14 protein-coding genes are annotated in these 12827 nt (G+C 65.4%); 3 read left to right on the forward strand and 11 right to left on the reverse strand.

All coding sequences use genetic code 11. The features are described from left to right. Positions 1–6 precede the first annotated feature (6 nt). Both G6N42_RS23820 and G6N42_RS23825 read right to left on the reverse strand, forming a co-directional pair. Entirely contained in the window at positions 7–441 is a 435-nt protein-coding gene (locus G6N42_RS23820; RefSeq protein WP_163733753.1) for a MarR family winged helix-turn-helix transcriptional regulator, read from the reverse strand. Between the two features lie 65 nt (positions 442–506). Then, a complete protein-coding gene (locus G6N42_RS23825; RefSeq protein ID WP_163733756.1) occupies positions 507–1295 on the reverse strand; it encodes an SDR family oxidoreductase in 789 nt (262 codons plus the stop codon). 120 nt (positions 1296–1415) lie between these two features. Here G6N42_RS23825 and G6N42_RS23830 point away from each other — a divergent pair, with 120 nt between their 5' ends. Further along, positions 1416–2279 (forward strand): helix-turn-helix transcriptional regulator, encoded by an 864-nt coding sequence (locus tag G6N42_RS23830; protein ID WP_163733759.1) that lies wholly within the window; start codon positions 1416–1418, stop codon positions 2277–2279. Here G6N42_RS23830 and G6N42_RS23835 read toward each other — a convergent pair. From G6N42_RS23835 to G6N42_RS23845, 3 genes are all read right to left on the reverse strand, one after another. Further along, entirely contained in the window at positions 2263–2637 is a 375-nt protein-coding gene (locus tag G6N42_RS23835) for an NYN domain-containing protein (protein WP_083128119.1), read from the reverse strand. The genes G6N42_RS23830 and G6N42_RS23835 overlap by 17 nt on opposite strands. Before the next feature lie 104 nt (positions 2638–2741). Then, positions 2742–3152 carry an STAS domain-containing protein gene (locus tag G6N42_RS23840; protein WP_174262149.1) on the reverse strand — a complete coding sequence of 137 codons (411 nt, stop codon included), beginning with the start codon at positions 3150–3152 and terminating at the stop codon, positions 2742–2744. Between the two features lie 122 nt (positions 3153–3274). After that, on the reverse strand, positions 3275–4540 hold the full coding sequence (locus tag G6N42_RS23845) for a DNA polymerase domain-containing protein (RefSeq protein ID WP_163733762.1): 1266 nt from the start codon (positions 4538–4540) through the stop codon (positions 3275–3277). 56 nt (positions 4541–4596) lie between these two features. On the opposite strand from G6N42_RS23845, the gene fadD2 reads away from it, so the two are divergent. Next, positions 4597–6285 carry a long-chain-fatty-acid--CoA ligase FadD2 gene (gene fadD2, locus G6N42_RS23850; RefSeq protein ID WP_163733765.1) on the forward strand — a complete coding sequence of 563 codons (1689 nt, stop codon included), beginning with the start codon at positions 4597–4599 and terminating at the stop codon, positions 6283–6285. 29 nt (positions 6286–6314) lie between these two features. Then, the gene (locus G6N42_RS23855) at positions 6315–7094 is read left to right on the forward strand and encodes an SDR family NAD(P)-dependent oxidoreductase (protein ID WP_163733768.1); all 780 of its coding nucleotides are present in this window, start codon (positions 6315–6317) and stop codon (positions 7092–7094) included. On the opposite strand, the gene G6N42_RS23860 is transcribed toward G6N42_RS23855, so the two are convergent. Genes G6N42_RS23860 through G6N42_RS23885 form a run of 6 tightly spaced genes read right to left on the reverse strand, consistent with a single transcriptional unit; the run spans position 7091 to position 12771 of the window. Further along, positions 7091–7402, reverse strand: a complete 312-nt coding sequence (locus G6N42_RS23860; RefSeq protein ID WP_163733771.1) for a hypothetical protein — start codon at positions 7400–7402, stop codon at positions 7091–7093. The two genes, G6N42_RS23855 and G6N42_RS23860, sit on opposite strands and share 4 nt — an antisense overlap. A gap of 39 nt (positions 7403–7441) precedes the next feature. Next, positions 7442–7720, reverse strand: a complete 279-nt coding sequence (locus G6N42_RS23865) for a hypothetical protein (protein ID WP_163733774.1) — start codon at positions 7718–7720, stop codon at positions 7442–7444. Positions 7721–7778: 58 nt separating this feature from the next. Further along, positions 7779–9971 (reverse strand): acyl-CoA dehydrogenase family protein, encoded by a 2193-nt coding sequence (locus G6N42_RS23870; protein ID WP_163733777.1) that lies wholly within the window; start codon positions 9969–9971, stop codon positions 7779–7781. A 12-nt stretch (positions 9972–9983) separates the two neighbouring features. Next, positions 9984–11018, reverse strand: coding sequence for a 2-hydroxyacid dehydrogenase (locus G6N42_RS23875; RefSeq protein ID WP_163733780.1), 1035 nt, complete (start codon positions 11016–11018; stop codon positions 9984–9986). Next, a complete protein-coding gene (locus tag G6N42_RS23880; RefSeq protein ID WP_163733784.1) occupies positions 10994–12136 on the reverse strand; it encodes an alpha/beta hydrolase in 1143 nt (380 codons plus the stop codon). The genes G6N42_RS23875 and G6N42_RS23880 overlap by 25 nt, the downstream gene beginning before the upstream one ends. Next, positions 12133–12771 carry a TetR/AcrR family transcriptional regulator gene (locus tag G6N42_RS23885; protein ID WP_163733787.1) on the reverse strand — a complete coding sequence of 213 codons (639 nt, stop codon included), beginning with the start codon at positions 12769–12771 and terminating at the stop codon, positions 12133–12135. The genes G6N42_RS23880 and G6N42_RS23885 overlap by 4 nt, the downstream gene beginning before the upstream one ends. Positions 12772–12827: the final 56 nt, after the last annotated feature.

Below are 12827 nucleotides of genomic sequence, written 5' to 3' on the forward strand. Positions count from 1 at the left end.
TCGACCCTAAGGGGTATCGCGCACGCGTGCGATGTTCTGTAGCGCGGTCAGGAACACCCGACGCTCGTCGGCTGATAGCACCGAGAGCCAGCGCTCCTCGCCGCGCTGGATGTCCTTCTGCACCGCGTCTTTCACCAGGCGGCCCGATGTGGTGATGGAAAGCAGTCGTACGCGGCGATCGTCGGGGTCGGCGTGTCGCTCGATGTAGCCCTTGGTCTGCAGTTCGTCGAGCGTCGGGATGATGCGCGTCTTGTCGGCACCGATGGACTCAGCGAGCGCTGCCTGGGTGCGTACCGGGGATTCGTCGAGGGCGAGCAGCACGGCGTACCCCCACATCGACACATCGTGTTCCTTGAGCACTGGAACCTCTGCGGCGATCAACTCACGGAGCAGCGGAGCCAGCATCGCCGCGAGGTCGGGGCGCCTTGCCTTGGACGGCATGGACGAATATTAGTCAGCGACCGATCCGACCTCGCGGCATTACTGCTGTGCGGCCTGCGAACGACCTAGGAAACCTGCGCTGTCGGCATGATCGTGAGCTGCTGGAAGTTCACCCGGGCCGGCTGGCTGGCCAGGAAGTTGATCGCCTCAGCCACATCCTCGGATTCGAGCACATCGATCTGGCCCTTGGTCTCGGAGATCCATTCCGTGGCCCCGGCGTCGGTCACGTGGTTCGGCAGCTCCGTCTCGACGATGCCGGGCTCGATCGCGGAGACCCGGATTCCCTTGGGGCCGAGTTCTGCCCGCAGCGTCCGCGACATGTGCGTCACGTAGGCCTTCGTTCCCGAGTAGACGGCGAAGTTCGGGAAGATGTTCTGCGCGCCGATCGACGAGGTGTTGATCAGGTCGGCCACGCCCTTCTCGGCTGCCGACGCGATCAGTTGCGGAATGAACGCGCCGATCACGTACATCAGGCCGCTGATGTTGAGGTCGATCTGTTGCTGCCACTGATCGAAGCGCTGCTCCTCGACGGGTGCCGGAAGCATGACCCCGGCGTTGTTGAACAGCAGGTCGACGGTGCCCAGCTCGCGAGCCACCCGATCGGCGGCGGCGCGCACGGCTTCGGCGTCGGACACGTCGACGGGGACGGCCAGTGCGATGCCGCCGGCCTGCTCGATCTCGTTGACGAGCTTGTCGAGCCGTTCGGCGCGCCGAGCGAGCACGGCGACCTTGGCGCCGGATGCGGCCAGACGCTTGGCAGTGGCCTCGCCGATGCCGCTGGACGCACCGGTGACGACGGCGACGCGGCCGATGAGAGTGGTGTTGGTGTCGGTGGTGTTGGTTGAAGTGGTCATGCCCACATCAACATCGCGGCGGCGCGATGCTTACCGCTTATTCGAGCACTGCTCTTCCTAGGTCTGGCAGACCTACGTTTGTTCCGGCGAGCACGGGTCGGGGGCCTCAGACTGGTCTATGTGGAGCACAACGTGGAGTTGAGGGACTTCCTGCGTACCCGCCGTGCGCGTCTGAACGTCGACGATGTCGATGTCGGGGGCACCGGCCGAAAGCGGCGCGTGCCGGGGTTGCGTCGCGAAGAGGTCGCTGCGCTTGCCGGTGTGAGCGTGGATTACTACAGCCGCCTCGAGCAGGGCCGCCACCTGAATGTGTCCGATGAGGTTCTCGACGCCGTGGCTCGCGCGTTGCGCCTCGACGACACCGAACGCGCGTACCTGTTTCGGATCGCCAAGACCAACCCGCGACGTCCGCGCCGGCGTGCACCGGCGCCCGTGCAGCGCGTGCGGCCCGGTGTACGGCGCCTCCTCGAGAGGCTGGACGACGTGACACCCGCGTTCGTCTTCGGCCGCCGGATGGATGTGCTCGCCACGAACAACCTGGCGCGCGCACTGCTCACGGATTTCGAAGAGCTCCCGCCGCGTGAACGAAACCTGTTGCGCTACACGTTTTTAGACGAGTCCACCCAAGAGTTGTTCGTCGATTGGGAGGAGGTCGCCAAGGACAACGTCGGGACCTTGCGCCTCGACGCCGGACGTCATCCCGACGACCCGCTGCTGATGGAGTTGGTGGGTGAGCTGTCGGTGAAGAGTCCGGAGTTTCGCCGTTATTGGGCCGATCACAATGTGCGCGAACGCACGCATGGAACGAAGCGCTACCACCACCCCCTCGTCGGGGACCTGACGCTGCAGTATGAGTCCGTTGCGCTCCTCGGCGATCCCGACCAGACGCTGTGCCTCTACAGCGCGGAGGCGGCGTCGCCCTCGGAGACGGCCTTACGCCTGCTGGCCAACTGGACCGGTGAGCGCGTCAGCGAGGGTCGATGAGATCACGCAGGCGCTGGGCAGGGTAGACCGTCGCGCCGAGCGCCCCGACCCGCTCTGACAGCGCACGGTCCGAGGTAGCCACGCGGACGTCCTGCGGATTCTCGGCGGACCCGACCAGCGTGACGATGTGGTCGTCGGCCGAGTTGGCCGCCGCTCGCGGGGCATGCGCGATGGTGATGACCGACGATTCCAGCGGCGGTGACAACGGATGCTCGAACACCACCGTCACGTCCTCACCTTCGGTGGACGCCCAACGTTCTAGATGTTCGATCAAGGTGGACATCGCCGATCGGCGATTGCGCCACCAGCCGTCCGGACGGGATCCGACGACGTTCATGCCGTCGACGATCCAGCGCAATACCGCTACCGGGCGGCGGGCAGTGCGCGCCTGGCGGGCAGGTGACGGCGGCCAAGCAGGAACTGGAGCCAGCGAATATCGAGAAGCATTTTCGGACCTTTCCGCTATGCGGATTTCTTGGTCAGCAAGGGCAGCAGGCGACGGCGTTCGTCGATGCTGTCGGCGAAATGGTGGAGCGCGTCGGGAATCGACTCGGCGACCGGGAAGCCGAGCCCGGCAGCCTGCATCGCGCGCATGACCGGGGCGCTGGTGATCAGCGACCACTCCACACCGCTGTGGAAGCAACCTTCGTCGACCGCGGACAGCAGCGAAAGTGCGTGTCCTGAAAAGGAACTCACGTGGCTCAGGTCGAGCACGAAGGGTTTCTCGGCGATGACGAACCGAAGCGCCAGCGCGGTGACCCGCTCGATGTTGGTGTCGTCGATCACGCCTTCGACCGTCACTACGGTGGCCAACTGCCGGCACACCGCATGGATCTGAGCGCCAGCACAATCGAACGCCGGGTTGCCGTACATGTTGCCTCCCCTCGGTCTCTTGAGTCTCAAGGTATCCAGGCAAAGTAAGGCAACCGGGTGCTATCGCTAATACTTTGGTAAGAACGTGTTTTGGTACTGCGAGCTTTCGAATAGCAAACGAGTCAGTCTCGGCGCATCCATTGTGGACCCGTGTAGTTCTCCCACGGGTTGTAGTCGGCGAGCAGCGGTTCCTGCGGCGGACGCTGATCCTCGGGCACATGCTGCAGGTTGATCCGAATGCGGTACCAGATCGAACTGGGGCCCCGCATGCCGTCTACCAGAACGTCTGGTGCTTCGAGCCTTTCAGCTACCGACGGGTAACGTTCGCGCCAGGTGTCCAGCGCCGCCATCGCCTCGTCTTTGGTTTTGGTGCGGGCGACCTCGATCAGCGGCATCACCGACTCCCGTCGTCCCGTTCCTTTCTTGGATCCGATGTCGCCGCCGGGGCGGCTCCGGGCACCGCGTGGTGCCTTCTCGGGCGGGCCGAGCTTGTCGGCGAGGTCGAGCAGCGAATCGAGTGAACCCGCTGAGTCGTCTATTCCCTCCCACGGGTCGCCGTAATCCTCGAACCGCTGTGGCACGGTCGCGATGGTGAATTGCTCGGGATGGCAGTCCGCGACCTCGTCCCACACCAACGGTGTCGACACTCGCGCGTCGGGCAGCGATCGCACCGAGTAGGCAGACGCCACCGTGCGGTCGAACGCGTTCTGGTTGAAGTCGACGAACACACCCTCTCGCTCCTCCTTCCACCATCGGCTGGTGGCGAGGTCCGGAGCGCGGCGTTCCACCTCTCGCGCGATCGTCTGTGCGGCCAGGCGCACCTGCTTGAACGGCCAGCGTCGTTCGATGCGGGCATAGATGTGGAAGCCCCGCGATCCGGAGGTCTTCGGCCACGCCGTCAGCCCGTGGTCCTCGAGCACCTCACGCGCGACCAGGGCCACCGCCACGATCTGGCGCCAATCCACGCCGGGCATCGGGTCCAGGTCGACGCGCAGCTCGTCGGGGTGGGCCAGGTCGTCGGCGCGCACCGGGTGGGGATTGAGGTCGACACAGCCGAGGTTGACCGCCCACACCAGCCCACCCGCGGAGTGGATCACCGCTTCTTTGGCCGACGTTCCAGACGCGTACTTCAGTTCGGCGACGTCGACGAAGTCGGGCCGCTTCGCGGGGGCACGCTTCTGGAACACCGCCTCTTCGGAGATACCTTTGACGAACCGCTTGAGGATCATCGGGCGGTCGGCCACACCACGCAGCGCACCGTCGGCGACTCGCATGTAGTAGCGCATCAGGTCCATCTTGGTCACCCCGATCGCTGGGAAAACGACCTTGTCGGGGTTGGTGATGGGCACCTGCTGACCGTCGACCTCCATATGGAGCGGGGCGGGCATGGGTCCATGTTAGGTTCCGGACCCGACATGCGACCCGCGTCACATATTGTGGGTTCATGCCCAAGCTAACCGAACTTCCGTTGCAGGCAGCGGCCAAAATCCAGCAGTATGCCGAGCGCGGATCGGCCGAACTGCACTACGCCCGCAAGATGTTCGAAGCCGGCGCGCTGAAGCTGGAGGCACCGCAGAACATCGCCGCGTTCCTCGCCGACATCCGGCGCTGGGGCGAGTTCGGCATGATCCCGGCGCTCAACGCGCGCCGCACACCTGATCGCATCGCCGTCGTCGACGACGAGGGCGAGTTCACGTTCAAAGAACTCGACGACGCAGCGCACGCCCTTGCCAACGGCCTGCTGGCAATGGGCGTCAAGGGCGGCGACGGGGTGGCGATCCTCGCGCGAAACCACCGATGGTTCCTCGTCTCGGTGTACGGCGCGGCCCGCACCGGAGCGCGCATCATCCTGCTCAACAGCGAATTCTCCGGGCCCCAGATCAAAGAGGTGTCCGAGCGTGAGGGCGCGAAGGTCATCATCTACGACGACGAGTACACCTCCGCCGTCTCGCAGGCCGACCCCGATTTCGGCAAGCTGCGCGCGCTGGCCACCAATCCCGATAAGGACGAGCCGTCCGGCAGCACCGACGAAACCATCGCCGACCTCATCGCCCGCAGCACTACCGCGCAGGCCCCCAAGGTCACCAAGCATTCGTCGATCATCATCCTGACCAGCGGGACCACCGGCACGCCCAAGGGAGCCAACCGCAGCACCCCGCCGTCGCTCGCGCCCATCGGCGGCGTGCTGTCCCACGTGCCGTTCAAGGCGGGGGAGGTGACGTCGCTTCCGGCGCCGATGTTCCACGCGCTCGGTTTCCTGCACGCCACGATCGCGATGATGCTGGGCTCCACACTGGTGCTGCGCCGGCGCTTCAAGCCGTCGACTGTGCTGGCGGACATCGAGAAGAACAAGGCCACCGCGATCGTCGTCGTACCGGTGATGCTGTCCCGGCTGCTCGACGAACTCGAGAAGACCCAGCCCAAACCCGACCTGTCGTCGTTGCGCATCGTGTTCGTGTCCGGGTCACAGCTGGGCGCCGAGCTGGCTACACGTGCCCTGAAGGACCTCGGCCCCGTCATCTACAACCTGTACGGCTCGACCGAGATCGCTTTCGCGACCATCGCGCGGCCCAAGGACCTGTCGATCAATCCGGGCACCGTCGGCCCCGTCGTCAAGGGCGTCAAGGTCAAGATCCTCGACGACAACGGCGCCGAGCTACCGCAGGGCGAGGTGGGCCGCATCTTCGTCGGCAACACCTTCCCGTTCGAGGGCTATACCGGCGGCGGGCACAAGCAGATCATCGACGGGCTGATGTCCTCCGGCGACGTCGGCTACTTCGACGAGCACGGTCTGCTGTACGTCAGCGGTCGTGACGACGAGATGATCGTCTCCGGCGGCGAGAACGTGTTCCCCGCGGAGATCGAAGACCTGGTGAGTGGGCATCCCGAGGTCGTCGAGGCCACCGCGCTCGGCGTCGAAGACAAGGAGTGGGGCCACCGGTTGCGCTGCTTTGTGGTCAAGGCCGAAGGTGCCTCAATCGACGAGGACGGCATCAAGGCGTACGTGCGCGAGAATCTGGCCCGCTACAAGGTCCCCCGCGAGGTTGTGTTCCTCGACGAGTTGCCGCGCAATCCGACTGGCAAGATCCTCAAGCGCGAACTACGTGAAATGGACACCGAAGGGTCGGAATAGTTCGGCTGTCGCAGTGGTAGTAGCACTGCGTGAACATCGATCTGGCCGGTAAGACGGCCCTCGTCACAGGTTCCACCCAGGGCATCGGACTGGCGATCGGCCAGGGGTTGGCCGCCAGCGGTGCGCGCGTCGTGGTCAACGGGCGCACGCCTGACCGCGTCGAGGAAGCCGTAGGCAAGGTGGGCGGCGACGCCATCGGTGTGGCAGCCGACGTCGCGACCGACGAGGGCGTAGCCCAGCTCTTGGCGCGAGTGCCTGACGTCGACATCCTCGTGAACAACCTCGGCATCTTCGAGGCGGTTCCAGCGCGCGAGATCACCGACGACCAGTGGCGTACTTACTTCGAAGTGAATGTCCTTGCGGCAGCACGACTTATCCGAAGTTATCTACCCGCGATGGCAGAACGCGGCTGGGGCAGGATCATCCAGATCGCCAGCGATTCGGCCATCGTGACTCCGGCGGAGATGATCCACTACGGCGTCTCGAAGACCGCGCTGTTGGCGTTGTCGCGAGGGTTCGCCAAGGATGCGTCGGGCACCGGTGTCACCGTGAACTCCGTCATCGCGGGGCCCACCCACACCGCGGGTGTGGAGGACTTCGTCTACCAACTGGTCGACAAGTCGTTGCCGTGGGACGCCGCGCAGCGGGAGTTCATGCGAAACCACCGACCGCAGTCGCTGCTGGAACGACTCATCGATCCCGAAGAGATCGCCAACATGGTCACGTATCTGGCGTCTCCGCAGGCGTCCGCGACGACCGGTGGCGCGCTTCGAGTCGACGGTGGATACGTCGACTCGATCCTGCCTTAAGGGGACAGTATCGCGGCGCCGGGAATCGACAGGCACACCAGCATCAGGGTCAGCAGGAACCAGCCAGCGCCCTGCCAGGCCACCCATGGACCCTGCACTTTCCACTCCCGGTACGTCTTGACGAATGCGCCGATGCCGCCGACGAACAAGACGGCCGGCACCAGCGATGCCGCGATCACCGACTCCCGGGCAGCCAACCCGTATAGGGCGAAGACGATGCCCGCCACAACGACGACGGCACCGAGGTAGACCGCCGCGGCGCGGAAGGCGCCGGGCCGGTCCCAGCGCTTCTCGACGTCATTGGTCATATCGAGCGGGTTCCCGCGTACCGCACGGAGCAACCGCGCTCAGTGCGGATGGTTGATGTACCAGGACAGGCATCCCGGGATATCGCGGCACGCGATCACTGCCGCCTGATCGGGTGGCCCGCCCCGAACCCTCGGGATGCGCGGTCCGACGTTGCAGGACGGGACGTACGGGTTACCGGGGACGAAGCCGGGATAGCACGGCGCCGCCTCTGACTCGATGGCCGACTCCGCCGTCAACACCGCGGGCGCGATCAGGAACCCCAGTGCCGCGGCACCGGTGATGATCAACTGCGACGGGCGTCGTCTGAGAAGGTTCATGTCTGCCGACCCCTTTCGTGAGCCAACAGTTCGATCGTACGCCCGCCGTCGAGGGCTTTTACGGATCGCGAGGCAGGCCCAGCAGCCGCTCGGCGATGATGTTCAGCTGCACCTCGGACGTGCCGCCGTAGATGGTCGTCGCGCGGCTGGCCAACAGGAACTCGGCCCACTTACCCTGCGGTGTATCCGGATTCCCGACGGCGCCGTCGGTGCCGAACGAGGACACCGCGAACTCGGCGTACTTCTGACCCGTGCGCATGGACAGCAGCTTGGAGATGGCCGCCGCCGGCATCGGATCGCCACCGGCCAGCGTCAGCAGGGTCGACCGCATGTTCAGCACCTTCGCTGCATGTCCTTCGGCGATGAGATGACCCGCGGTGTTCTTCCCGACCTGATCGAACTGGCCGTCGCGGATGAAGTCGACGAAGCCGTCGAGGGCGGGCAGGAACGGTGGCTCAGTGCTGCCGATCGACACGCGCTCGGCCGTCAGGGTGGTCCGGCTGACCTCCCAGCCGCGGTTCACCTCACCGAGCACCATGTCGTCGGGGACGAACACATCGTCGATGAACACCGTGTTGAACATCGCGTTGCCGGTCAGTTCGCGCAGCGGTTTCACCTCGACACCGTCACTGCTCATGTCGAGCAGAAAGTAGGTGATGCCGTTGTGCTTCGGGGCGCTCGGATCGGTGCGGGCCAGCAGCATGCCCCACTGCGAGTACTGCGCTCCGGTGGTCCAGATCTTCTGGCCGGTGATCCGCCAGCCGCCGTCGACCTTGGTGGCCTTGGTGGTCAGGCTGGCCAGATCCGAGCCGGCGCCGGGTTCGGAAAACAGTTGGCACCAGATCATTTCGCCGCGCAGCGTCGGTGGCAGGAAGCGCTGCTGCTGCTGCTCGGTCCCGAATGCCACCACCGACGGGATCAGCCACGCCGCGATTCCCATCGCCGGACGTTTGACCCGGCCCGCGCTGAACTCCTGCGCGATGATGATCTGCTCGACGGGACCCGCCGCGCGGCCCCAGGGCTTGGGCAGGTGGGGAACCACCCAGCCGCCCTCGGCAATCGCTATGGTCCGCTCCTCGCTCGGAATCGCTTTCAGCGACTCCACTTCCGCGCGGATCTCGTCGCGTAGCTTCTCCGTCTCGGGATCCAGATCGATGTTGAGCTTGCGGGTTCCGGTGCTCGTCGCGATATCGACGACCCGCTGCGGGTAATCGCTGGTGCGGCCGAAACATGCGGCAAGCAGCAGCGCGCGGCGGTAGTACACGTTGGTGTCGTGTTCCCAGGTGAAGCCGATGCCGCCGTGCACCTGGATGCAGTCCTGGGTGGTGTGCAGCACGGCTGCCGGAGCCAGCGTGGCAGCGACAGCCGCGGCGAACTCGAAAGCCGTTTCATCGCTTGGGTTTTCGCTGTGCGCATCAATGGCACGCGCCGCGTCCCACACCGCGGCGGTCGCCCGCTCGGTGTCGGCGATCATCTGGGCGCACTTGTGCTTGATGGCCTGGAACTGGCCGATCGGCCGACCGAACTGCTCGCGGATCTTGGCGTACGCCGTCGCGGTGTCGGTCGCCCACCGCGCGACTCCGACGCACTCTGCGGACAGCAGCGTCGATATGACGGCGCGCGCGTGGTTGCGGCTCAGGTTGCCCAACACGCGATCGTCGCCGACCTCGACGGCGTTGGCGCGCACGTGGGCCACCGGGCGAAGCGGGTCCACGCTCTGGACCGGCTCGATCTCCAACGCCTCTGCGTCGAGGATCACCCACTCCTCACCGCTGTCGATCGCGACCGGCAGCACCAGCACCGACGCCTGCGCGGCCGCGGGGACGGCGCGGACCTCACCGCGAATGACCAGGTCGTCGCCCTGTCTGGTGGCCGTCAGGCCGGAGTCGATCGCGTAGGTCGCGATCACGTCACCGGACGCGAGGTCAGCCAGCACCTTCGCGTCGGGGTCGTTGGCGGCGATCAGTGCGCTGGCGATCGCCGAAGGGACGAACGGACCGGGTACCGCGCCGTAGCCGAACTCGGCCAGCACGATCGCCAGCTCGAGAACACCGAACCCTTGTCCGCCAACGGATTCCGATAGATGCACACCCTGCAGACCCTGCTCAGCAGCGGCCTTCCAGTACGGCGGCGGGTTGGGAACCGGCGTCTCCAGTGCCTCGTGCAGCACCTCCGACGGCGCTACCCGCGCCACCAGGGACCGGACCGAATCGGCCAGGTCATTGTGCTCGGTGTGGATTGCGATGGGCATAGTTGTTGCACCTCATTGTGGCATTTCCCTATTAACCGGTCGGTTGGGAACCACGATACCGTTCACGACATTGGCGAGGTCCCGGCCATCCCGGATGCGGCGGCAGTTGTCGACGGCCATCTCCAGATACCGCCTCATGGTGTCCAGCGTGTACCAGCTGACATGGGGTGTCAGCACCACGTTGGCCAGGGTCAGGAGCGGATGTCCGGCGGGGATCGGCTCGACGGCGAAGACGTCCAGGCCCGCGGCCGCCAGTCCGCCCGATCGCAGCGTGTCGACGAGCGCGTCCTCGTCGATCACGGCTCCACGGGAGGTGTTCACCAACACCGCATCGGAACGCATCGACGCGAGTGCGCTACGACTCAGCAAGCCCGCGGTCTGGTCCGTCAACGGGATGTGCAGGGAGACGATGTCGCTTTCCGAAAGCAGGTCGGGCAGCGCGCGCCAGCCGGGCAGACCGTCGTCGCGGGTGCTGGTGTGCAGCACCCGGGCACCCATCGCGACCACGATTCGCTCGACCGCCTTCGCGATGTTGCCGTAGCCGATCAAACCCACGGTGCACCCGCCGATGTCACGCACTGTCTCGCCGAGGCTCGGATCCGAGGGCCAGCCTTGGCCGTCGCGGGTGACTCGGTCGAGCTCGGTGAGCCGGCGCAGCGCGGCGAGCATCAGCAGCACGGTGCCCTCGGCGACCGATGGGGCGTTGGCGCCCGGCATGTTCGCCACGGCGATGCCGAGCCGCGTCGCCGTCTCGACGTCGATGGTGTTGACGCCCGCGCCCAGCTTGTGCACCAATCGGCACCGCGGAGCCTGTTCGAGATCTGCACCCGAGATCGGCCGCAGCACATGCCAGATCACGTCGGCATGGGGGAGCTCTCGATAAAAGGTGTCGTCGTCATCTTCGGCGCAGTAGTGAATGTCGAGCCAATCCGCTTGTGGCGCAACGAACTGTGCGACCTTGTCACCGGGAACGTAATGGGCCAGCACTCTGAGCGATGAGCGCTTGCGCGAAGAGCCGACGGCTAACGCCACCGCTTCGCGATCCATTTGGCGATGGTATCGGCCTTCTCACTGCGTGCGCCCGGGGTCGCGAAGTAGTGGTCGGTGTCGATGGAGCACTGCGCTTTGTCCTCGGAGGCCAGGGCGTCATAAATGCGTTGCGCGTCCGACGGATACACACCGGTGTCCTGTTCGGCGTTGATCACTAACGCGGGACAGGCGAGACGTGACAGGTGCGGCTCGGCCCGGGTCTGCGCGTGTCGCAGGCTCCACATGCCGATCCAGCTGCGCAGCGTGCACGCCGCGGCGATGCCGTGGGCGGATCGGTTGGCCTTGATCGGCTCACCTGCGTAACACAAGTTTGCCTGGCGCCGGGTCGGCTCGAGGGATGGGTCGACCATGCGCGGGTCCGCCCAGGTTCGCAGCACCGTGAACGGGCGGTCCGAGAAGCCGGCGGCGTGCACGCGTTTGAGTTCGCTCTCGGCCCAGTCGGTGATGGCATTGTTTCGGTCGATCTGCGCCGAGCGGTAGCGCGCGACGAACTCTTCGGAAAAGGGTGGTCCGTTCTCCGGATTGAACAGATCGAGCTCGGGATCGCTGCTGAGAGGGTCGCTTTCGTCAATGACCGACCCATCCATCCAGGCGGTCAGGACGTCGGGACGGCCGGGATGGGCAGCGCTTGCGATGAAACCGTCCGCGGGCAGCAGGTCGGTGAGTCCCGCGGCGGGCCGCATGCCGTCCAGCGGAGTCACGTGGTGGTGTACGGCCTGTGCCTGATACGCCGCCATGAGTGAACCACCGCCGGAATTACCCAGCAGAACAATGGTTTCCACCCCTTGCACCTCGCGCAGCCAACGCACTCCCACCCCGATGTCGACCAATGCGTGGTCAAGCAGGAAACTGCTCTCAAAGCCGCGATATCGCGTGTTCCACCCGAGGAAGCCGATGCCTCTGGTCGCCATATAGTCGGCGAGATAGTGTTCGGAGAAGTCGATCTGGTAGTGCGTGGCGATCATGGCCACCTTCGGTTTTCGTCCTATGCCGCGGTAGTAGAGGCCCTGACATGGGTTTCCGCCCGCACCCGCCCGACGTGCGGTGGGTGACTGCACACCGACGAATTCCCGGGTGACACCCGGAGTCGCGCCGCTCGATGGTGCCCTGGTCATGCGGTCCCCCTGTGATAGATCGTCCGATAGAAGACGTTGGCAAGCGTGGTGATGCATGCCTCGTCATCGACGGGTTCTTTCCCGCCACCCCGCCGGGCGTCCCCGGCCAACTGTGTGTAGCAGAATTGGTTGAGCATCGACACCAACGCCACTGCCACCAGATGTGGATCATCATCCACGCAGAAACCCTGTTGCTGAGCATGTTTCACCATGTGGGTGACCAGCGTGATCGGGAGCGAGCAGATTTCGTTCCAGTATTCCGCGAAGTCGTCGTTGACCATCGCCAGTTGTGACACGCTGACGATCTCGGCGAGTTGGTGACGATAGGTGTGCCAGTGTGCGGCCGCGGCCTGGTAGGAGCGCTCCCAGTTCGACAGGCCCGGCTCGGCTGCTGCCCGCGAGCGCTCCCTGGCTTCGTCGCGGAACCGCAGGGCCCACTCGCGGACCATCGCTTCCTTGGAGTCGTAATAGTTGTAGAACGATGCGGTGGACTTGCCGGCTTCGGAAGCGATATCCGAAATTGTCGTTGCGAGAATGCCTTTGCGGGCGATCACTGATCGGGCTCCCGCGTCGATCGCGGCTTGCGTCCGCCGACCGCGCAGTGTCGGAAGCTGCACGCGAGAACTTGCGGACACGGCCTCTCCTCGACCATTGATCGGCTCGTCGATCGCACCATTGATCGAACCTGAAC

The sequence above is a fragment of the Mycobacterium gallinarum genome, from assembly GCF_010726765.1.
GTDB classification, from domain to species: Bacteria; Actinomycetota; Actinomycetes; order Mycobacteriales; family Mycobacteriaceae; genus Mycobacterium; species Mycobacterium gallinarum.

Coding starts and splice junctions, on each gene's coding strand:
- G6N42_RS23820 (WP_163733753.1), bottom strand. CDS start 441: ATGCCGTCCAAGGCAAGGCGCCCCGACCTCGCGGCGATGCTGGCTCCG.
- G6N42_RS23825 (WP_163733756.1), bottom strand. CDS start 1,295: ATGACCACTTCAACCAACACCACCGACACCAACACCACTCTCATCGGC.
- G6N42_RS23840 (WP_174262149.1), bottom strand. CDS start 3,152: ATGTACGGCAACCCGGCGTTCGATTGTGCTGGCGCTCAGATCCATGCG.
- G6N42_RS23845 (WP_163733762.1), bottom strand. CDS start 4,540: ATGCCCGCCCCGCTCCATATGGAGGTCGACGGTCAGCAGGTGCCCATC.
- fadD2 (WP_163733765.1), top strand. CDS start 4,597: ATGCCCAAGCTAACCGAACTTCCGTTGCAGGCAGCGGCCAAAATCCAG.
- G6N42_RS23860 (WP_163733771.1), bottom strand. CDS start 7,402: ATGACCAATGACGTCGAGAAGCGCTGGGACCGGCCCGGCGCCTTCCGC.
- G6N42_RS23865 (WP_163733774.1), bottom strand. CDS start 7,720: ATGAACCTTCTCAGACGACGCCCGTCGCAGTTGATCATCACCGGTGCC.
- G6N42_RS23870 (WP_163733777.1), bottom strand. CDS start 9,971: ATGCCCATCGCAATCCACACCGAGCACAATGACCTGGCCGATTCGGTC.
- G6N42_RS23875 (WP_163733780.1), bottom strand. CDS start 11,018: ATGGATCGCGAAGCGGTGGCGTTAGCCGTCGGCTCTTCGCGCAAGCGC.
- G6N42_RS23880 (WP_163733784.1), bottom strand. CDS start 12,136: ATGACCAGGGCACCATCGAGCGGCGCGACTCCGGGTGTCACCCGGGAA.